This window comes from Pseudomonas mendocina (genome assembly GCF_900636545.1).
GTDB lineage: Bacteria > Pseudomonadota > Gammaproteobacteria > Pseudomonadales > Pseudomonadaceae > Aquipseudomonas > Aquipseudomonas mendocina.
The window spans coordinates 1-21,694 of record NZ_LR134290.1; the positions used below are offsets into that span (position 1 = coordinate 1).

A 21,694-nucleotide genomic window follows, 5' to 3' on the forward strand; every position below is an offset into this window, starting at 1 on the left:
GTGTCAGTGGAACTATGGCAGCAATGCGTCGAGCTTCTGCGCGATGAGTTGCCGGCCCAGCAATTCAACACCTGGATCCGTCCTCTGCAGGTCGAAGCCGAAGGCGACGAACTGCGTGTGTATGCGCCCAACCGTTTCGTGCTCGACTGGGTCAACGAGAAGTATCTGAGCCGTTTGCTCGAGTTGCTCGGTGAACGTGCAGGCGGTCTGGTTCCCGCGCTTTCCCTATTAATAGGCAGCAAGCGTGCCGCCACTGCTCGGGTTGCACCCACTGCCCCCCTGCCCGCGGCTGCGCGCGCTGCTCAGGTTCAGGCTGCCGCTGCAGTGAGCAAGCCGCTTCCTCCGCCCGTGCAGGAGGAACCTTCGCGAGCCAGCTTCGATTCGATGGCCGGTTCGGCGCCGCAACCGCCAACCCCTGCCGTGGCACCTCGCACCGAGCGTACCGTGCAGGTTGAAGGTGGGCTCAAGCACACCAGCTACCTCAACCGCACCTTTACCTTCGATAACTTCGTCGAGGGTAAGTCGAACCAGTTGGCTCGTGCTGCTGCTTGGCAGGTGGCAGACAATCCCAAGCACGGTTACAACCCGTTGTTCCTGTATGGCGGTGTGGGCCTGGGCAAAACTCACCTGATGCATGCCGTTGGCAACCACCTCCTGGCGAAGAATCCCAATGCCAAGGTGGTGTACCTGCATTCCGAACGCTTCGTCGCCGACATGGTCAAGGCGTTGCAACTCAACGCCATCAACGAGTTCAAGCGCTTCTATCGTTCTGTGGACGCACTGCTGATCGATGACATCCAGTTCTTCGCCAAGAAGGAGCGCTCCCAGGAAGAGTTCTTCCACACCTTCAACGCATTGCTCGAAGGTGGCCAACAGGTGATTCTCACCAGCGACCGTTACCCGAAGGAGATCGAAGGTCTCGAGGAGCGTCTGAAGTCGCGCTTTGGCTGGGGCCTGACCGTCGCGGTGGAGCCGCCGGAACTGGAAACCCGCGTGGCGATCCTGATGAAGAAGGCCGACCAGGCCAAGGTGGATCTGCCGCATGATGCCGCATTCTTCATCGCTCAGCGCATTCGTTCCAACGTACGTGAGCTGGAAGGCGCGCTGAAACGGGTGATCGCGCACTCGCACTTCATGGGTCGCGACATCACCATCGAGCTGATCCGCGAGTCGCTCAAGGATCTGCTGGCCCTGCAGGACAAGCTGGTCAGCATCGACAACATTCAGCGCACCACGGCCGAGTACTACAAGATCAAGATCACTGATCTGCTTTCCAAGCGTCGTTCACGCTCGATTGCCCGGCCGCGTCAGGTGGCCATGGCATTGTCCAAGGAATTGACCAATCACAGCCTGCCGGAAATCGGTGTGGCCTTCGGCGGTCGTGATCACACCACGGTGTTGCACGCTTGCCGTAAGATTGCTGAACTTAGGGGATCCGACGCGGACATCCGCGAGGACTACAAGAACCTGCTGCGTACGCTTACAACCTGATCGCAGCTCCACGAGGCAAGGGACTAGACCATGCATTTCACCATTCAACGCGAAGCCCTGTTGAAACCTCTGCAACTGGTCGCCGGTGTCGTGGAACGACGCCAGACGCTGCCGGTTCTGTCCAACGTCCTGCTGGTGGTCGAAGGCCAGCAGCTGTCGCTGACCGGTACCGACCTCGAGGTCGAACTGGTTGGCCGCGTTACGCTGGAAGATGCTGCCGAGCCAGGCGAGATCACCGTGCCGGCGCGCAAGCTGATGGATATCTGCAAGAGCCTGCCGTCCGATGCACTGATCGACATCCGCGTCGATGACCAGAAGCTGTTGGTAAAGGCCGGTCGCAGCCGTTTCACCCTGTCGACACTGCCAGCGAATGACTTCCCCACCGTGGAAGAGGGCCCAGGCTCGCTGACCTTCAACCTGCCGCAAGCCAAGCTGCGTCGTTTGATCGAGCGCACCAGCTTCGCCATGGCCCAGCAGGACGTACGCTACTACCTCAACGGTATGCTGCTGGAAGTTCAAAGCGGTTTGCTGCGCGCCGTAGCCACTGATGGTCATCGTCTGGCCATGTGCTCCATGGAAGCTGCCATCCAGCAGGACGGCAAGCACCAGGTCATCGTGCCGCGTAAAGGTATCCTCGAACTTGCTCGCCTGCTGACCGAGCAGGATGCTGAAGTGAGTATCGTGTTGGGCCAGCACCACATTCGCGCCAATACAGGTGAGTTCACCTTCACCTCCAAGCTGGTGGACGGTAAGTTCCCGGATTACGAGCGCGTGCTGCCGCGCGGCGGTGACAAGCTGGTGCTGGCGGATCGTCAGGGTCTGCGCGAAGCGTTCAGCCGTACTGCAATTCTTTCCAACGAGAAATATCGCGGCATTCGTCTGACCCTGGCTGCCGGTCTGCTGAAAATCCAGGCCAATAACCCGGAGCAGGAGGAGGCCGAGGAAGAAATCGTAGTCGACTATAGCGGTGGCGGTCTGGAAATCGGCTTCAACGTCAGCTATCTGCTGGATGTGCTGGGCGTGATGGGTACTGAGCAGGTTCGTCTGATTCTCTCCGACTCCAACAGCAGTGCCCTATTGCAGGAAGCCGACAACGACGATTCGGCTTACGTCGTCATGCCGATGCGTCTGTAAAACTGTTTCAACGGGTAATCGGCGTCAAAATAATCAGCTTTGTCATGTTGCGGATTTCTCTCCGTAGCATGACAAGGCTGATTTCGTTTCAGGCAGACCATTTGCCCTCTTCGCTCCGGCTCCGCTCATGTCCCTGACTCGCATCACCGTAACTGCCGTACGCAATTTGCATTCTTCGTCACTGCAGCCTTCGCCACGCATCAACATTCTTTATGGCGCCAACGGCAGCGGCAAAACCAGCGTGCTCGAGGCAATTCATCTGCTTGGCCTTGCCCGATCGTTTCGCAGCACTCGCCTGCAACCTGTCATCCATTACGAACAACCGGCTTGTACCATTTTTGGCCAGGTCCAGTTGGCCGAGGGCGGTTACAGCAATCTCGGTATTTCTCGGGATCGACAGGGTCAACTACAGATTCGTATCGATGGGCAGAATGCGCGTAGCGCTGCACAGCTCGCGGATCTTTTACCGCTGCAATTGATCAACCCGGACAGTTTTCGTTTGCTGGAAGGTGCGCCGAAGATTCGCAGGCAGTTCCTGGATTGGGGTGTGTTCCACGTGGAACATCGTTTTCTCGGTGCTTGGCAACGGCTGCAGAAGGCCCTGCGGCAGCGGAACTCGTGGCTGCGCCATGGTACACTTGACGGTGCTTCGCAGGCTGCATGGGGCCGCGAATTGTGCGGCGCGAGCGAGGAAATCGACACTTACCGCAGGGCCTATATCCAGGCGCTGAAACCAGTGTTCGAGCGCACCCTGGCCGAGTTGCTACGACTGGAAGGGCTTTCCCTGAGTTATTACCGCGGTTGGGACAAGGATCGTGAGCTGAGCGAAGTGCTCGCCACCTCCCTTCTCCGTGATCAGCAACTCGGGCATACCCAGGCTGGGCCGCAGCGAGCCGACTTGCGCTTGCGTCTTGCGGGGCATAACGCGGCGGAAATTTTGTCGCGAGGACAACAGAAACTGGTGGTGTGCGCATTGCGCATAGCCCAGGGCCACTTGGTCAATGAAGCCAAGCGTGGTCAATGTATCTATCTGGTGGACGACCTACCGTCGGAACTGGATGAGCAGCATCGTCGGGCACTGTGCCGGTTGCTGGAAGATTTGCGCTGCCAGGTGTTCATCACCTGTGTAGATCATGAATTGTTGAGGGAAGGCTGGCAGATGGATACGCCGGTTGCCATGTTCCACGTGGAACATGGTCGTATCACCCAGACCCAAGACCATCGGGAGTGAAGGCATGAGCGAAAACCAAACGTACGACTCCTCCAGCATTAAGGTGCTGAAAGGACTGGACGCCGTACGCAAACGTCCCGGGATGTACATCGGTGACACTGACGATGGTAGTGGTCTGCACCACATGGTGTTCGAGGTGGTCGATAACTCGATCGACGAAGCGCTCGCAGGCTACTGCAGCGAAATCACCATCACCATCCATCCGGATGAATCGATCAGCGTGCGTGACAACGGCCGCGGTATCCCGGTCGACGTGCACAAGGAAGAAGGCGTCTCGGCGGCCGAGGTCATCATGACCGTGCTGCACGCCGGCGGTAAGTTCGACGACAACAGTTACAAGGTATCTGGCGGTCTGCATGGCGTGGGTGTCTCGGTCGTGAACGCCCTCTCCAAGGAGTTGGTGCTGACCATTCGCCGTAGCGGCAAGATCTGGGAGCAGACTTACGTCCATGGCGTACCGCAAGCGCCTCTGACCGCTGTCGGCGATACGGACGGTACCGGTACGCAGATCCACTTCAAGCCGTCCGAAGAGACGTTCGCCAACATCCACTTCAGCTGGGACATCCTGGCCAAGCGTCTGCGCGAACTGTCCTTCCTCAACTCTGGCGTGGGCATCTTGCTGCGCGACGAGCGTACCGGCAAGGAAGAGCTGTTCAAGTACGAAGGTGGTTTGAAGGCTTTCGTCGAGTTCCTCAACACCAACAAGACCGTGGTCAACCAGGTCTTCCACTTCAATATCCAGCGCGAAGAAGATGGCGTTGGTGTCGAAGTGGCCCTGCAATGGAACGACAGCTTCAACGAGAACATCCTCTGCTTCACCAACAACATTCCACAGCGTGACGGTGGTACTCACCTGGCGGGCTTCCGCTCTGCCCTCACCCGCCACCTGAATAACTACATCGAGCAGGAAGGTCTGGCGAAGAAATTCAAGATCTCCACTACCGGTGATGATGCCCGTGAAGGCCTCACCGCAATCATCTCGGTGAAGGTTCCGGATCCGAAGTTCAGCTCGCAGACCAAGGACAAGCTGGTCTCCAGCGAGGTGAAAACCGCTGTCGAACAGGAAATGGGCAAGTACTTCGCCGACTTCCTGCTGGAGAATCCGAACGAAGCCAAGGCCGTGGTCGGCAAGATGATCGACGCTGCCCGTGCCCGTGAAGCTGCACGCAAGGCGCGCGAAATGACCCGCCGCAAGGGCGCCCTGGACATCGCCGGGCTGCCCGGCAAACTGGCTGACTGCCAGGAAAAAGATCCGGCGCTGTCCGAACTCTACATAGTGGAGGGTGACTCCGCGGGCGGTTCTGCCAAGCAGGGTCGTAACCGCAAGACCCAGGCGATCCTGCCGCTCAAGGGCAAGATCCTCAACGTCGAGAAGGCACGCTTCGACAAGATGCTCTCCTCCCAGGAAGTGGGCACGCTGATCACCGCACTGGGCTGCGGCATCGGGCGTGAGGAGTACAACATCGACAAACTGCGTTACCACAACATCATCATCATGACCGATGCTGACGTCGACGGTTCGCACATCCGTACCCTGCTGCTGACCTTCTTCTTCCGTCAATTGCCGGAGCTGATCGAGCGTGGCTACGTCTACATCGCCCAGCCGCCGCTGTACAAGGTGAAGAAAGGCAAGCAGGAGCAGTACATCAAGGACGACGAGGCCATGGATGAATACATGACCCAGTCGGCCCTGGAAGATGCCAGCCTGCACGTCAACGAGAACGCCCCGGGCCTGTCCGGTGGGGCTCTGGAGAAGCTGGTCGCTGATTACCGCGGGGTAATGAAGACTCTTGATCGACTGTCGCGCGTCTATCCGAAGGATCTCACCGAGCATTTCGTTTACCTGCCGCGTGTCAGCGTCGAGCAACTGGCCGACCAGTCGGCAATGCAGGGCTGGCTGGATGGCTTCACGACGCGCCTCAAGGCTGTCGAGAAGTCGGGTCAGACCTACAACGTCAGTCTGCGCGAAGACCACGAGCGCCACTTGTGGCTGCCGGAGGTCGAGATCAAGTCGCATGGCCTGTCCAACTACATCACCTTCAACCGTGATTTCTTTGCCAGTAACGATTACAAGACCGTTACCGTTCTGGGCGAGCAGTTGAATAACCTGCTGGAAGAAGGCGCCTACGTGCAGCGTGGTGAGCGCAAGAAGCCGGTCAGCACCTTCAAGGAAGCGCTGGACTGGCTGATGAATGAAAGCACCAAGCGTCACAGCATCCAGCGATACAAGGGTCTCGGTGAGATGAACCCGGATCAGCTGTGGGAAACCACCATGGACCCGGAAGTGCGTCGCATGCTCAAGGTGACCATCGAGGACGCCATCGCTGCCGACCAGATCTTCAACACCCTGATGGGCGATGCCGTGGAGCCGCGCCGCGACTTCATCGAATCCAACGCCCTCGCGGTGTCAAATCTGGACTTCTGATGTAAAACCGCCAGTTGGCGTGAAATGAAAAGCCCCTGCCGATGTGAATCGTCAGGGGCTTTTCATTTGGGCGGGACTTTTCGTGAGCTGTGCTGAGGTTTTTACTTGAAGCGCTCACGCCACGCCGCGCGCTGCCCTCGCACTTCCACCATGGCCGCAAGCATGGCGCGGTAGCGTTTGCTGTTGAGGGTCAGCAGGGTGCTCAACGACAGCAGCAAGCCGATGGAGTACAGCAGGTCAGGTGCGCGCCTGCCCCAATGCGCGATGATCACCAGCATGCAGGCGACCATGGCCGCCACGATCAGCCACACCGCCCAGGGGCGGCCGCGAATTACCAGAAGATTGGTCGCGCACAGGTACAGGGATATCCCGCAACTTCCCAGCATCATGTAGATACCATAGTCGTCCAGGCTCGGCGGATAGACTTCCAGCAGTACGATCTGGCTGATCGCCATGGAAAACAGTGCGAGAAAGAACGCGGCGATGAAGACCGGGAAATGTCGGCGCAGTATCGAGAGAAAATCGAGTCCTTGCTTCACTCCAGCTCCTCGTAAAGGCCGATGGCGTAAGTCTGTACCGTATTGCTGCCGAGCAGGCCAATTCCGGCACCCAGCGCATCCCTGATATTGATCGCCAAGGTCGAGGATATCTCGCTGGTGGTGAAGCGCTTCGGAAGCTCACCGCTACTCTGCAGAGCTTTGCGCAGGGCGGGAGTGAGTGCCGGGTTGCGGTTCTCCAGAATCTCATTGGTCAGGCGCCGCCGTTCCTGCCGGCTCAGGCCCTTGAGGCTCTGATACCAGCTGCGTCCAGTCATGGCCTTACGCATGTTCATCACACGCAAGATCGTCGCACCGGCTCCGGCGACGCCGGCTAGAGAGATGATATCCAGAGCCTTGGAGGCGTCCTGGTACCACTGTTCGTTGTCCAGCCTGTCGAGGGCTTCGGGATTGTTCACCTCGGTATAGACCCGTGCAGCACCAGCAACGCATTGCACGGAGCTCGCTGTTGCTGCTGCAACGCCCAGCGTCGTGATCACCAGGCTCGCGCCACCGGTGAATGGGACGATGGCGGTGCCGCCGATGATCGCGATCCAGCCCAGCACCGCTCCGGCGCAGGCCAGGCTGGTGTTGACGCTCTCGGCGAGCAGTCGCGATTCGCGCGGGTTGGAGCGCACCTGCTCGGCGAACTGCTGTGGCGAGACGTTGCGCTGGGCTTCACGAATGATGATGCGCTTGGGCTTGATGCTGCAGATTGGCGTGAACTCGCGCAGCGTCACCGAATTGAACTTGGCGTCGATGTAGACCACGCCTGCCCCGGAGATGGCAGGGTCTGCGTCGATGGCGGCGTAAAGCTTGCGCAGGTCGATCATGGCTTCGATGCGCTGTCTTGCCATCATCTGCGATGGGGTATTGCGCAACCCGATCAGGTAGTCGGACATTGGCCCTCCTTGGTTGATATTCCGATAGCCGCCGGTTCCGCCTCGAAAGGGAAACCAGCGGCGCGCTGTCTCAGCCAGTCACCTGGCTCGACTCAGACGTTGGGGCAGGGAATCGGTGCCCAGTCGCCCATATCGGGGTTGTTGCACATGCTGTTGACCTGGTTGGTACCTGCCACGGCCACTTGTTGGCTCTTGGCCTGCTTGACTTCGGCCTGTTGCAGAACCTGTTCGGTCTTGACCGCTTCGGTGGGAACCTTGGCTGGTGTCTTGGTGGGAGTCTTGGCTGCCGTGGTCACTTCAGCACGCTCGACGCCGACGTTCTTCAGGTCAGCCTCGTAAGCCTGGGTGTAGTTGCTCAGATTCTCGCCAGCCTTGCCGTTGACGGCGGTGATCAGGCTGTTGGACTCGCTCAGGCCGGCGATGATTTCCGCCAGACGCTTGCGCCCTTCTGTGTCGTCGATCGCACCGGATTTGCGCTTCTCCAGCAGGCTGGTGAATTCCTTCTGGTAGCAGCTTTGCGACGCTTCGGCATAGGCGATGCTGCGGTCGAAGGTGCTGGCACTGGCACTGATGTCGGTGGAGTAGGACCCGATGCGCTGACGGTCATCGCTGATCTGCTGCTGCTTGGAGGTGTAGTAGGCCGCCGCGCCGCCGACCAGGGCACCGCCGGCGGCGCCGATGGCTGCATTGCGCTTGCGGTCTTCCTTGTCGGCGGTCAGGGCGCCGGTCAATGCCCCGCCTACTGCACCAAGCACGGCGCCGGTAGCGATCGAACGGGTGATGTTGGAGTCGGTATCGCGCAGATGCTGAACGGGCTGATAGCAGCTCGGGTAATAGTTGACCTCAGTGGACTTGCCGACGCGGTTGACCGCCGACGTAGAGCAGCCGCTGATCAGCACGGTCATCGAGGTGAAGCCGATAGCAGCGAGGGTCAGGATGCGGCTACGGGGTTGCGAGGTGTGGTGCGGTTCGAATGGACGCATAGCTAGGTTCTCTGCTGGTGGTTGAGTGACGCTTGTGGAACGGCTGGTCACGTTCACGGTTGTTGCACCGCTTGCGTTGCCAGCAATTGCTTGAGGATTTCGGCTGGTTCGGCCCGCTGTTGGGCGCGATACAGAGCCACGTGGTTGACGAACAGGGTGGCGCGGTTGACCAGGCTGTTGCCGATCACCGGCTTGCGCGCGAGCTCTTCCTTGACCCGCTGGAACTGCGCCTGGATAACCGCGTTGGTGTAACGGGTACCGCTGGCCATGTTGTCGATGTAGATCGCCACAGCGCCGTTGAGCGCCTTGGTGCCGTTCTCGATGGCACCCGCAAATATCTGCGCCGAGGCTGCGTCATTGTTCTGCTGCGCCTGGCGCTGACTCTGGCGCAGGTTGGTCAGGCGGATGTTGTAGTTGTTGATGGTCTCCGCCACCAGCGCGGCAGACTGGATCAGGTTGCCGACGGCTTCTTCGCGCTGGCGGGCGATCAGTGAAACGTTGCGCTTGAGCTCTTCGTTGACCAGACCGAGTTCGGCCTGCAGGCGTGGGTCGGTAGCGTTGGCGATGATGCTGTCCAGGCGCTGGGTCGGGTCCTCGGCATCGCCGATATCGTCGGTCAGGCCAGCCAGGCGTCCCTGTTTCTGCCATTGGCTGAACAGCTCGTCGTAGCGCGAGCGCGGAGCGGACAGCGCGCCGATGGCCACACGAAAGCCGGTGGTTTCGTTGCGTTGCTCGCTGCCATCGGCACCGAACAACGGGTATTCGCGGCGCATACCGGTGAACAGTGTGCCCTCGCCTTCCAGGTAGTTGCCGCCCTTGACCACGAAGCCGCCATAGGTGCCCTGCCGGCGCCCGGCACTGACCAGCTGGAAGGATTCCTGCACCATCTCGGCAGCGTTGCCGATCACGTCAAACAGCCCCAGCGGGTTAGCCTCCTTGGTGCCGATCGGCATCAATCGGGGGGCCTGCCCGGTACCACCTGCCACCTGGTTGAACACGGCCCATTTGGCCAGCGGGCCATCCTCGTCGCTGCCTTCGACCGGCCGCGGGAACAGCCGTCCTTCCAGTTCCTGACGGCTGACCTCCGAGCCGCCTCGGGCAGCAAACTCCCATTCCACTTCGGTGGGCAGACGGACGAAGGCAGCACCGCCCTCCTCGGCCTTGCTACCCCGCCCGCTGACCGGCAGCAGGTCGCGATGATTGGCCAGCAGCCAGGCGCTGTAGACCGCTGCGAAGCGCTCGGCCTCGAAACGCGACAACTTGACCTGCGGCAGCCGCGCCGCTGCGCTGGTGACGGGGGCACATTCCGGTGCAGGTTCGCCGCCGGCCAGCGCCTGAGCCTGGGCCATGACCTGGGCGTACTGGCGGGCAGTGACCTCGTATTTGCCGATGAAATACATCATCGGCTTCAGCGGGCTGCCGGCGTCGATCTTGGGCAGGCGCTCGGCGATCTGCTTCTGCCACTGCGGCGCCAGGTCCTGCAGACTGAACTGTCCGTTGATGAAGTCGCGGCGATAGCCGGAAATGAAAGACTGCTTGTAGCCGGCTTCGCCCTCGCTGAACGGATAGCCCAGACTCACCTCGCGATCGTCCAGGCTGCCCTGGGACAGGATGTAAACGTGGCGGAAGACCATCTCGCCACCACAGGGCAGCGGCAGGCTGACATCGCCCGGCAATGGTTTGGGGTTATCCAGCTTGGCCAGTTGCTCTGCATCCAGTTCGCGGGCAGGCTCGTCGGCTGACTGCGCAGGTGTGGCAGCTTTGTTCGCCGCGGGTGGCTCATCGCCCGGCGAGCAGGCCGCCAGGGCAAGCGTGGCTAACATCAGGGCGGAAGCAGCGAAACGACTGTCAGACATCGCGAATTCCTTGAGAGGCGTCGATCCGGGCCGCACGTCGCCCTCCCAGCGCAGCGGCAAGGGCGCTGGCCAGCAGGACGGCAGCGAGGGCCATCAGGTAATGCTCGGGCAGCAGGCGACTGGCGTAGTCACCCGGCACCTGTACGAAAAGATGGTTGAGGCCGCCCTCCGCCAAGCGGTACAGAAGGGCCGACAGGAGACTGGCGAACAGACCGCTGTACAGCGCCTGGAGGATCACGAACAGCAACAGCGCACCGCTGCCGAAACCCAGCAGGCGCAGAACTGCCAGCTCACGCTGCTTGCGCTCCACGGCAGCCAGGGCGCCGGCACTGGTTGCCGCCACGGCGCCACCCAGGGCCAGGGCGGTGATCAACCAGAACAGCAGATCAAGGTTGCGGCTCAGAGCCTGAACCTGGGCGATCTGCGCTGCCTGAGTAACCACCTGTACCTGCTGCGTGGTCAGGTACTGGCGCAGTGGCTCGACGTCTTCGAGCGTGCGTGCATACAGACGAAACCCTGGGTAGATGCGTGGCGCCCGCCCCGCTGCTGCGCCCGGCCAATCCAGTGCAGCAACCGCAAAACCGTCGCGGTAATCCTCGACAGCTTCCAGCAGGACTTTCGGCGCAAACAGCGCATCGCGCTCGAAGGCGGCCAGCGGCAGTACAGCCAGTACCTGCAGGGGGGTCTGCTGCCATTGCAGGTCGCTGCCGCGCTGGCGCCCGAAGCGGGCCTGCACCTGGCTTCCGGCTGTGACACCGAGCTTCTCGGCAGCGGTATGGCTGAGTACCACCTGATGTAGCTCACGTGGCACTGGCAGGCCTTGCAGCAGCGGATCACCGGCGGCAGTCGGCAGCATCTCCACGCTGACCCTCGCCTGCCCTGGCGCCACCTGCAATTCACTGGTGGCGGCAATCTGCCGGGTACGCGGGATGGCGAAGGCAACGTCCTCACGCTGGCTCAGCGCCTCGATGAATTCCGCCTGCAGGCGCGTGCCGCCCAGCGGAATGATCTCGCGCACGGCAGGATCGCGTTGCAGGCGTTCGGTCAGGCTGCCGACCAGGCCGTACTTCAGGCCGAACAGCACCAGCAGCGGTGCGATCACCGCCACCAGGGCCAGCACGGCACAGGCCGACAGGCGCGCTTCGCGGCGGTAGTCCTGCCAGGCCAGGCCGGCGATCAGCAGCGGGCGCATCAGGCAGCCTGCTCCAGATGGGCGCTGACACCGCCGTCGGCGTCACGCCGGCAGTGCATGCGCAGAATGTGCAGGCCGGCGCGTTGTGCCAGCGCCTCGTCGTGCGTCGCCACCACGCAGGTCGCACCGGTTTCAGCCGCCTGAGCGAGCAGCAGTTGCATGACCCGTTCGGCATTGAGCGGGTCCAGCGCCGCGGTGGGTTCGTCGGCCAGCAACAACGTCGGCCGGTGCGCCAGTGCACGCGCGCAACTGACTCGTTGGCGCTGGCCGATCGATAGCTGCGCTGGGTACTTGCCCAGTTGCTCCTGAACATCCAGTGCCTGTGCCAGACGCTGCACCTGACCATCGTCCGGCATGCCGAGCAGTTGCCGAGGCAGCGCAATGTTGTTGCGCGCGTCGAGAAAGCCGAGCAGCCCGCCGGCCTGTAGCACATAACCCAGATGCCGGCTGCGCAGTTGCGCCAATTGGCTCTGCCGTCCCTGTCGCCACAGTTCGGCGATATCGCAGGTAGTGCCGGCCAGCTCCAGAGCGAAGGTCTCGGCGGAATCGGGAGCCAGCACCAGGGCCAGCAGGTCGAGCAGTGTGCTCTTGCCGCAGCCGCTGGGACCAACCAGCGCCACTCGTGCGCCCGCCTGCAGCTGCAACTGCTCGATGGCCAGGCTGTAGCGCTGCGCGCCCTGGCCACGTTGCTTGAGGACCTGCTGCAGACGAATCATCATGGCAGCGTCGACAGCGGTACACGGTACAGGGCGTCACCCGGCTCGGCATTGCCGAAGCGCACCCAGTTGGCCATGTCGTTGTGGAAGGTTTCGTAGAGGCGAATCTTCGACTCCAGCTCGTCGATGAAGTCTTCCTGCTCGGCCACCGACAATGACAGCCAGAGGTCCTGGGTCATGCTCAGCGCCTTGCTGCGATACGGCAGGCCGTCGAGGTATTCGCCGAGTACGCCGCTCTGGGCCAGATTGGCGCCCCGGCGCAGCGCCGATGGATCGCGACTCATGTAGGCGCTGGCGCTGGCGATTTCGCTGAAGAAGTCGGCCGGCGAGGTCTTGGTCTTGCGCGCGGCGTCGACGATCAGTTTGAGCGACTGCTGCAGGTCGTTGAGCTGCAGTTTGGTCAGCATCACGCAGACCTGCAGGGTTGGCAGGTTGGGGTTGCTCAGGTCGCGGTCGGCGGTCCAGGCGCTGACCAGTTGCGGCGCCTGACTGGCGCTGCGGCGGCCGAGAAAATCCATGTGCATGGCGTAGCCGATGGCCTGCGACTTGGCCGCCAGGTTGGCGCCGCCGGCCAGTTGCGGGGTGACTGGCGCCTGCTGGGCACGGATCTGCTGCGCCAGTTCGGCAAAGGTCGAGCCGATCTCGCGCACGCGCTCGCCGAAGGCTTCGACATCACCACCCGGCACCGAGACGTAGAGGTCGCCGATCTGCGGGTTGCTGTCGGCCGTCAGCACCCGGTACTGCTGCTCGGCCGAGGCGTGGTTGGTCTTGCCGGCCGGTGTGCGCAGATGCAGGGCGAAGATCTTGATCTGCTTGCTCAGAGCGGCCTGGCGTACCTCGGCCTCGTTCATTCGGGTGCTGCTGTGCGGGTCGTTCTTGCGCAGTGCACCGGCGTCGCTAACCAGCAGGATCAGGCGCCCGCCATAACTCGACCAGTCCATGCCTTCGACGGCCTGCATGACGCCGGCGAACGCATCCTCGTTGAAGGAATGGCTGGACACGCTGGTCGCCTGCACCTGTTCGGCGGCGCGCAGGAAACGCTGCGGGTCGCTGCCGTCCTGCAGGCTGACCAGGGTCTTGCTCAGGTATTGCAGCCCTGGGGTGCGCTCGGTGCTGTTGCGATAGCCGACCAGACCGAAGCTGACGTTATCCAGCTCGCCACGTGCCTGCAGCTGGCTCTGCAGCTCGCTGACCACCTGGCGTACGCGGTCGATGTAGGGTTGCATCGACACCGAGGTGTCGACCACCAGCACGATGCCGGTGCGGAAGCCCGAATCGGTGGCAGTCGCCGGCTTGCCGGCAGGTGTCTGAGACTGGGCGACGTTGCCGGGATCGATCGAGGCGATGTTGAGCAACTGCACCGGCTGCCCCTCGGCGTCGAAGGCTTCGCGGAAGTCGAAGATCGGCATCAGGTAGAACTGATCCTGCGGCACGGCGCTGGCGGTGGGCTCCAGTGCAACCACCTGCGGTACCTGCTCGGGGTCGTTCTGCGCCTTGAGCAGCAGCTCGCGAGCCTGGCTGGTGCGATCGATCAGGCGCTCCACGTCGGCGGCCTGTTGCATGAACAGCACCGGTGCCCGACCGGAGCGTTCGGTGAACTTCAGCACCAGGCTCTGTTTCCAGTCGGTTGCCTGTTCCGCGGCGATCCAGCCCTGCACCCGGCCATCGCTGGCCGCACCGACCTGCAGCCAGGTCTGGCCGTCCTGGCTGCGTTTCGCATACACGTAAAGCACCGAGAAGGCTGGCAGCGCCTCGCCGCTGGCGGCGCTGGGAGCGTTAAGCAGTTGCGCGCCGGGCTTGGCCAGGATGCGCTGGTAAAGGGTCTTCTTGCCCGGCATGAGCAGCGGATGGTCGCCCGCTTCGCCCGTGTCGGCCACTGGCTGTGTATCTGCGACTGGCTGCTCGTCGCGCTGCGGTGGGGTGTCCGAGGCCACCACCGGAGACGGTTGCGCGAGCCACCAATAGGCGCCGCCACCCAGACCCAGCGCGGCGGCTATGGCCACTGCCAGCAGTGCCATGCGAGGGCTCTTGCTAGCAGCAGTGGACGGCTGCCCCGCTACTCTGCCTGCCATGGCAGTCGGTGCGGGCGCCACGGTCGGCGCCGGGGTCGGTGCGCTGCGTGGAATCTCGATGGAGACCGGTTGCAGATCGCCGAGCTCGCTAGTCGAGGGCGCGCTCAGCGTGGTCTGCGGGGTGAGCGCTGGACGGATCACGGTCGCATCCGAGTCGGGTGTCGGTTGGGTATCCAGCGCGGCCAGCAATTCTCCGGCATTGCTGAAGCGTTCATCCGGATTCTTTGCCAGCAGGCGTTGCAGCAGCGTCTGATAGCGGCTGTGCTGCAATGGCAGCTCCGGCAATGGTTGGGTCAGGTGCGCCAGCGCCGTGGACAGGGCATCGGTGCCCATGTACGGCAACTCGCCGACCAGAATTTCATAGAGCACCACGCCCAACGCATAGAGGTCGGCGCGGCCGTCGATATCCAGACCGCGCGCCTGCTCGGGGCTCATGTAGTTGGGCGTGCCGACGGCAAAGCCCACCTGGGTGAACTGGGTACTGTCGTCGAGCGACTTGGCGATACCGAAGTCCGACAGCACCGCGGTGCCGTCGGCGCGAAAGAGGATGTTGGCCGGTTTCACGTCGCGGTGGATCAAGCCCTGGCTGTGGGCGTAGCCCAGCGCCGAGGCGATCTGGCGGATGTACTGCAGGCCCTGCTCGGGGCTCAGGCCGGCGGCGATACGCTCGCGCAGTGTACCGTTGGGCAGGTACTCCATGGCCATGTAGTAGTGCTCGCCGGCGTTGCCGATGTCGTGCACGGTGACCACATGCGGGTGGGCCAGACGCGCCAGGGTCTTGCCCTCGCGCAGGAAACGCTCGCAGAACGAGGCATCGGCCGCCAGCGCCGGGGCCATGATCTTCAACGCCACCTTGCGCTCGAGGGAGCGCTGCAGCGCCAGGTAGACGGTGGCCATGGCGCCTTCGCCGATCACGCCTTCGATGTCGAAACCGGGAATGTTCAGGTCCATGAGGCGGGCTCGCTGGTCTTGATGACGATGGCGGTGATGTTGTCGGGAGCGCCGCGGGTCAGGCCCAGATGAACCAGACTGCGCACCACCTGATAGGGGTCGGCATGGGCCAGTACATCGCGGATCTCGTGGTCTTCGGCCGTACGAGTGAGGCCGTCGCTGCACAGCAGCCAGGTATCGCCGGGGAGGACCTCGAACTGGCTACCGGCGAGTTCCAGCTGGTCCTGCACGCCGACGGCGCGGGTGACGACGTTGGCGCGAGGATGCAGGCGCGCCTCGGCCTCGCTGAGCAGGCCGCTGTCCTGCAGGTCCTGCACGTAGCTGTGGTCACGCGAGACCGCCTGCAGCTCACCCGCTCGCAGCCGGTACAGTCGGCTGTCGCCGGCCCACAGGCACAGGCCACGGTCGCCACGCGTCGCCATCAGCACCACGGTGCTGCCCATCATGCTTACGCCGCGCAGTTGGGTCTGCTCGCGCACCGCCGCATTGACCTGGCTGAGGCTGTGTCGCAGTACCTGCTCGTAGTCATTCAGGCTGTCGCTTGCGTTGAGGTTGCGCAGGCTGTCGACGATCAGGCTGCTGACGTAATCGCCCGCGGCGTGTCCGCCCATGCCATCGGCCACGACCCAGAGGCCGGCTTCGGGCCGCTCCAGATAGGCGTCTTCGTTGATCTGACGAACCAGGCCGACATGACTGTAGGCCGCCGACTGGTAGTGCAGTGCAGTCATTGCGCGACCACCTCCGGTCCCAGCAGGTAAACCGCGAAAGACTCGGTCGGCGGCAGCCCCTGGCAACGGCGCAGGCCGGCCGCGATGCGTTGTGAGCCACGCCCCCACCACAGGCTGGCGCCGCTGCAGGCCTGGGCGGCCAGCGCTGCCAGGCGCCCCGCTGCATCGACTGCCGGCCAGTGTTGCAGGCCATGCGCCTCGTCGTGCGTGGGTGTCACTGTGTCCGGCAAGGGGTCCAGGCGCTGCACCTCGCTCTCGAAGTCTTCGAAGCGGGCGCCCTCTTCCAGGGTGCTCAGCAGCAGGTTCTCGATCCGCTCGAACCATGTTTCGCCCGCCTGCAAGGCCTGCAGCGTTTGCCCGCAGGGGATACTGCAGGCGATGGTCAGCGGGAAGTAGCGGCCCACGCGGTCGATGCTTGGCATCAGCACCCCGGTCATGGCCTCGCTACCGCACACGCCAGGTGCCAGGGCGAAGCGCCACAACGGGCTGGTCAGGTAGGCGTCCAGCCAGTGTTCACCGAGTTGTTGCCGGCTTGTCTGCAGGCCAGCCGACAGCCAGGCGTCCCAGCTGCGCTGGAAGTCCTTCGGCAGGTTGCGCTCGATGAAGTCGCCGCGGCTGGCGACCTTGCCGTAGAAACCCATCATCGTCATAGCCGCTCCGGCAGGGTGAAGCCGGCCACTGCGCGACTCTTGAAAGGATTGAAGGCACTGCTGGCACGCAGTTCGTAGGCAACGCTGGAACGATCCAGGCGTACGCGCAGGTTGAAGCGATCCGGCGAGGCACCGCCAATCAGCTCGGACTGATCGAGCAGGCGGAACCAGGCCCACGGCCCTTCCAGGGTCAGGGCCGAGCGCCCGCCTTCCACCGGTGGCGACACCGACAGGCGTACCACGCCGATGCTGCTGGGGTTCGGCCATTGCACCGCCACCGGACGGCTCGGGCCATGGTCGAAACCGATCAGTTGGCCGTCGAGATCGAGCTGCGACTGGCTGATGGTGGCATCCATGCTCACCGGCTTGAGGTCGAAGCGCACGCTGGGCTGCAGGCCGCCGCTGCGGAAGAACTCGTCGCGGATCAGCGCCGCGCGCTGGAAGGTCTGCAGCACACCGGCGGAGATGCCCAGCTTCTGTGCCGCGCCCGGCTGCCAGCGCCAGGTGCGTGCGGAGGTATCGACGTAGGGTTGCAGGTACTTGCGGAAGTAGCTGTCCATGACCCCGCCGACGCCGAAGAACTGGCCGAAATCATCCAGCGTGGCGTCGCGCTGGCTACCCGGCACCATGGGGTAACGGCCGGCCAGCGACTGCCGCCAGACATTGACCACGTCGCTTTGCCAGGCCGCATTGAGCTGGTTGCGCACCCCGCCCATCATGCTGTTGGTGCTGGCTGCGACGACCGAGCCTACCAGGCCCTGAACCAGCTTCGGCTGACGTGCCGCTGTCAGGTTGACCCTTGCCGCGGCGGCACTGGCCTGGTTCTTCGCCTCGCCGAGCAGCGCCTCGCCGCTGGCGCCGACCATGCTGCTGAGTTGCACGTAAAGTTCGTTGAGATCCGCCAGCAGGCCATCGATGGCCATCGGCGCCGACGGGTCCTGGCTGACCAGGCTGTTGAGCTCGGCGAAATGCGCGCTGACCGGATCGATCTCGCTCACCGCCGCCACGGCATTGCCGGCGGGAGTCTGGCCAAGCAGCGAGCCGAGCTTCTGCTTGAGCTGGTCGACACCCTCGTCGCTGGTCTTGGCCACACCTTCGGCTTCGGGCGCCTGCTGCAGATCGGTTTCCCGCGCCACTGCGATCAGCAACTGCTTGAGCGGCGAGGATGGTCCCGAGAGTATCCGCAGCACGTCGGCGGCCTGGGCCACGCTGGTGATCGACACGAAGTCGAGATCGGCCAGCAGCGCATCCCACTGTTGCACGTAATCGCGCAGGTACAGCTGGCGTACATCGGCGGCCAGGTTCACCGCGTCCTGAGTGCTGTCGAGCTGACGGCCCAGCACCCATTGTTCCTCGGCTACCACGCTGGCCTGGCCGACGCTGGCGCGGAGGAAGGCTTCACGGTAACCGCGGCGGGTGTAGAAACCACTCAGCGGATCGCTCAGCGCTTTGCCACTCTTGCGCGTGAAGATCAGCGCGGCGTCGCGCCCGGCGGCTTCGCTGATGCGGAAGTCACTGACCCCGGCCGGCAGCTTCTGCCGCTTGACCCGGTCGTATACGCGCTGCGCCAGCGGCAGACGTTGCAGTTGCATGCGCAGCTCGTCGATCAGGCGCTGATCCAGACGCGCGTCCGGTGGACGACGTTCGAACAGCGCCTGCAGATGCCCGTCGAGCGCCTGGCGCTGCTCGCCCGGCAAGTCACGCGGCAGGCTCTGATCCCAGTCCAGAGCGATCCAGGCCTTGATGAACTCGGCGTCGTAATGTTCGCCGCCACCGAGCATCAGGTAGGCCTTGAGTCCTTCGTAGAGGTAATCGGTGCCACCGCCGGAACGCAGTTGTTCCTCAACGCGGCTGAGCAGGCGCGGGGCGAAGGTGGCTACCAGCAGACGGCGATAGACGCTGGCGGCCTGCTCCTCGAGCATGTCGCCCTGATATAGACCCAGGCCCTTGGCCCAGTCCGGCGGATCGCCGGCCAGGTTGCGCACGGCATCGAGCAGGGGCAATACCGCCAGCACGTCGCGCTGCGCCGGGCTGAGGCTGCGCACCTGCTGCTCCAGCGGCACGGTACGCGCGCCGACCTGGGCGATATGCTCACGGTTGGCGTTGAAGCTGAGCAGCCACAGCGTACTCACCACCAGTACCAGTGCCACGCTGGCGGCCAGCGAGCCGATGGCCAGCCATCTGCGGCGGCGCTCGACCTTCTGGTCGACGCCGACCAGGCCGCGCTCGGCGAAGGCGACGCGGCTGAACAGGTGCTGGAGGAAATAGCTGCGGCCGCTGCCGCTCTGCCTGGCCAGGTGCTGGCGGTCGAGGTTCATGCTCTGCGCCATGGCGCCGATCAGGCGGTCGATCGGGCTGCCTTCCTGGGTGCCGCTGGTGAAGTACACACCGCGCAGCAGGCTGCGCTCCTCGTAGGCATTGGGTTTGAACACGCCGTTGAGGAACTCGCCGAGCAGGCTCTTGATCGCCGCGAACTGCTGCGGGAAACCGTAGATCAGGTCGCGTCGTGCCGGATCGCGTTCACGCTGCAGGCGTTCGACCAGGCGCTGGTTGAGGCGCTGTTCGAGGGCGACGAACTCGCTGTCGAAATGTTCCAGCGGGCCGCCGATGCTCTTGCCGTCATCCAGGGCGAAGGTAAAGCCCCAGACCTGGGCGCGTTCCTCACGGCTGAGGTCGTCGAAGAACTCCATGAAGCCCGGCACCAGGTCGCACTTGGTCAGCATCACGTAGACCGGGAAACGCACGCCGAGCTGGGTATACAGCTCCTGCACCCGCGAGCGGATCGCCGCCACGTGTGCGGCGCGCTCGCTTTCGCTGCTCTGCAGTAGGTCGGAGAGGCTGATGGCGATGAAGGCGCCATCGATCGGGCGACGCGCACGCTGGGTCTTGAGCAGGTCGAGAAAACCGAGCCAGGCCGCTTTGTCCACCTGGGCGTGGCTGTCCTGAGTGGTATAGCGCCCGGCGGTGTCGAGCAGCACCGCTTCGTCGGTGAACCACCAGTCGCAGTTGCGCGTACCGCCGACGCCGCGAACGGCCCCGGCGCCCAACTGCGCTGCCAGCGGGAAGTTCAGGCCGGAGTTGACCAGTGCGGTGGTCTTGCCGGAGCCGGGTGGCCCGATGATCACGTACCACGGCAGTTGATACAGGTTGCGCCGCTCATCGCCGCCCAGGCGCGCCTTCTTCAGCAGCGTCAGGGCTTCGTCCATGCGCTGGCGCAGCGTCGCCAGCTCCTCGGCGGTGGCCACGCTGGCGGCGTCCGGCGCGGCCTGTGCTGCCAGGCCGTCGAGCACCTTGCGTTCCTGCTGGCGTTCGCGCAGCAGACAGAACAGGCGCCAGCCGAGCCACAGGGCGAACAGCAGTATGATCAGCGTCCAGCGCGTCCAGGCCGGCTGCAGTGCATTGAGCAGCGGACCGATGAACCAGATGATCAGGCTCAGGGCGATCAGCCCGAGCAGCGGGATGACCCAGCGGGTGATGAATCCGAACAACGCCTTCACTCCACACCCTCCGCCAGCACGGTGATCTCTACCCGGCGATTCTTCGCCCGTCCTTCGGCCGTGGCATTGGATGCCAGCGGTTCGGTGTCGCTCAGGCCCTCGGCGCTGAAGCGCTCGGCCTGGCCGGTACGCGCTGCGAGAATCTGCAGCACCTCTTCGGCGCGGGCACGCGACAGTGCCCAGTTGGAGGGGAAGCGCAGCGTGGCGATCGGCTGGTTGTCGCTGTGGCCGGTGATGCGCACCTGGCCCTTGACCTTGGCGACAGCCTCGGCGATGCGCAGCAGCAACGGCTGGAAGTCGTCACGGATGCTGGCGCTGCCGGAGCTGAACAGCTCGTCGCCGCGGATGGTCACCACCGAGCGGTCGACGCCATCCTCGACCGCTACGCGGTTGGCGCGGATGTCGTCGGCGAGGAAGGTGGCCAGGCGCGGGCGCTCCACTACACGCGGCTTCACCACGGCCGGTTCGATGCTCTGCACCGGTACTTCGCCCAGTGCGTGAATCTGCCGGAACACCGGTTCGGCATCGGCTGCCAGTTTCATCCGCAACACCAGCAGCACCAGCAGCAACAGCGCCAGAGCTACGGCCAGGCCGACCCAGGGCGGCAGCAGTCGTGACAAGCGATCCGGGGCCACGTTGACCCCGCGCCAGTGCGGTGACAGCTCGTGTTCGCGCTCGCCACGCACGCTGCGCAGGGTCGCGGCGGTGCGCTCGCGCAGCGCTTCCAGCTGGCTGCGACCGTCATGCATGACCCGATAGCGACCCTCGAAGCCGAGGCTGGTGCACAGGTACAGCAGTTCAAGCAGATCGAGCCGTTCACGTGGGCTTTGCAGGCAGTGTTCGAGCAGCTGGAACACCTTCTCGCCGCCCCAGGCCTCGTTGTGCACGGTGATCAGCAGGCTTTGCTTGCCCCACTCGCTGGTGCTGCCCCAGGGCGTGCTCAGCACCGCCTCGTCGAGGGCGGTGCACAGCGCATAGCGCGCCAGCAACACGTCGTTGCGCGGCACACCGGCGGCCTCGGCGCGCTGTTCGAACTGGCGCAGGTAGCCCAGCAGCTGCGCGCGCAGGCTGGCTGGAGCGGGATGGGCCAAGGTGCTGCGCAATCGGGTGAGCATGCTCAGCAGCGGCCCGGCGGCCTGCTCCAGCGGGTTCATGCCACGGGCCTGGCCCGCCGGTAGCGGCGCAGCCGGCATCTGCAGCGGCGCTGCCGGGGCCTCGGCTGGCGCCTGCGGAGCACGACCACCGGGGCGCGGCATGAACTGGGTGCGATCGTTGTTCGCCGGTTGCGCTGCTGGCGGCTTGTTCAGCCAGTCGTCTTGATCGGTCATGG

At 63.7% G+C, this 21,694-nt stretch carries 15 protein-coding genes; 4 read left to right on the plus strand and 11 right to left on the minus strand.

Translation table 11 applies throughout. From position 1 onward, the window contains the following. From dnaA to gyrB, 4 genes are all read left to right on the plus strand, one after another. On the plus strand, positions 1-1,491 hold the full coding sequence (dnaA, locus tag EL191_RS00005) for a chromosomal replication initiator protein DnaA (protein WP_026042211.1): 1,491 nt from the start codon (positions 1-3) through the stop codon (positions 1,489-1,491). Between the two features lie 30 nt (positions 1,492-1,521). Next, a complete protein-coding gene (gene dnaN / locus EL191_RS00010; protein WP_041975616.1) occupies positions 1,522-2,625 on the plus strand; it encodes a DNA polymerase III subunit beta in 1,104 nt (367 codons plus the stop codon). Between the two features lie 127 nt (positions 2,626-2,752). Then, on the plus strand, positions 2,753-3,856 hold the full coding sequence (recF, locus tag EL191_RS00015) for a DNA replication/repair protein RecF (RefSeq protein WP_041975618.1): 1,104 nt from the start codon (positions 2,753-2,755) through the stop codon (positions 3,854-3,856). Positions 3,857-3,860: 4 nt separating this feature from the next. After that, positions 3,861-6,281, plus strand: a complete 2,421-nt coding sequence (gene gyrB, locus EL191_RS00020; protein ID WP_017363545.1) for a DNA topoisomerase (ATP-hydrolyzing) subunit B — start codon at positions 3,861-3,863, stop codon at positions 6,279-6,281. Positions 6,282-6,382: 101 nt separating this feature from the next. Here the strand turns inward: gyrB and EL191_RS00025 are convergent, their stop codons facing one another. The 11 genes from EL191_RS00025 to EL191_RS00075 all read right to left on the minus strand — a co-directional run bounded on the left by EL191_RS00025 (position 6,383) and on the right by EL191_RS00075 (position 21,692). After that, positions 6,383-6,820 carry a hypothetical protein gene (locus EL191_RS00025; protein ID WP_041975621.1) on the minus strand — a complete coding sequence of 146 codons (438 nt, stop codon included), beginning with the start codon at positions 6,818-6,820 and terminating at the stop codon, positions 6,383-6,385. Continuing rightward, entirely contained in the window at positions 6,817-7,719 is a 903-nt protein-coding gene (locus tag EL191_RS00030; RefSeq protein WP_013713163.1) for a hypothetical protein, read from the minus strand. The genes EL191_RS00025 and EL191_RS00030 overlap by 4 nt, the downstream gene beginning before the upstream one ends. 92 nt (positions 7,720-7,811) lie before the next feature. Further along, a complete protein-coding gene (gene tagQ / locus EL191_RS00035; RefSeq protein ID WP_017363547.1) occupies positions 7,812-8,702 on the minus strand; it encodes a type VI secretion system-associated lipoprotein TagQ in 891 nt (296 codons plus the stop codon). Positions 8,703-8,755: 53 nt separating this feature from the next. Beyond that, a complete protein-coding gene (locus tag EL191_RS00040; protein WP_080764235.1) occupies positions 8,756-10,558 on the minus strand; it encodes a formylglycine-generating enzyme family protein in 1,803 nt (600 codons plus the stop codon). Beyond that, positions 10,551-11,750, minus strand: a complete 1,200-nt coding sequence (locus tag EL191_RS00045) for an FtsX-like permease family protein (RefSeq protein ID WP_017363549.1) — start codon at positions 11,748-11,750, stop codon at positions 10,551-10,553. The genes EL191_RS00040 and EL191_RS00045 overlap by 8 nt, the downstream gene beginning before the upstream one ends. Further along, positions 11,750-12,466 (minus strand): ABC transporter ATP-binding protein, encoded by a 717-nt coding sequence (locus EL191_RS00050; RefSeq protein WP_041975852.1) that lies wholly within the window; start codon positions 12,464-12,466, stop codon positions 11,750-11,752. Before EL191_RS00050 ends, EL191_RS00045 begins: the two co-directional genes overlap by 1 nt. Beyond that, complete coding sequence (locus tag EL191_RS00055; protein ID WP_041975624.1) at positions 12,466-15,489, minus strand: serine/threonine-protein kinase; 3,024 nt, start codon at positions 15,487-15,489, stop codon at positions 12,466-12,468. The genes EL191_RS00050 and EL191_RS00055 overlap by 1 nt, the downstream gene beginning before the upstream one ends. After that, on the minus strand, positions 15,480-16,217 hold the full coding sequence (locus EL191_RS00060; protein ID WP_041975626.1) for a PP2C family protein-serine/threonine phosphatase: 738 nt from the start codon (positions 16,215-16,217) through the stop codon (positions 15,480-15,482). Before EL191_RS00060 ends, EL191_RS00055 begins: the two co-directional genes overlap by 10 nt. Next, positions 16,214-16,867, minus strand: a complete 654-nt coding sequence (gene tagF / locus EL191_RS00065; protein ID WP_041975628.1) for a type VI secretion system-associated protein TagF — start codon at positions 16,865-16,867, stop codon at positions 16,214-16,216. Before tagF ends, EL191_RS00060 begins: the two co-directional genes overlap by 4 nt. Then, positions 16,864-20,364: a type VI secretion system membrane subunit TssM gene (tssM, locus tag EL191_RS00070; protein WP_041975630.1), complete on the minus strand. Its 3,501-nt coding sequence runs from the start codon at positions 20,362-20,364 to the stop codon at positions 16,864-16,866. Before tssM ends, tagF begins: the two co-directional genes overlap by 4 nt. After that, complete coding sequence (locus EL191_RS00075; RefSeq protein ID WP_013713172.1) at positions 20,361-21,692, minus strand: DotU family type VI secretion system protein; 1,332 nt, start codon at positions 21,690-21,692, stop codon at positions 20,361-20,363. Before EL191_RS00075 ends, tssM begins: the two co-directional genes overlap by 4 nt. Positions 21,693-21,694 lie beyond the last annotated feature (2 nt).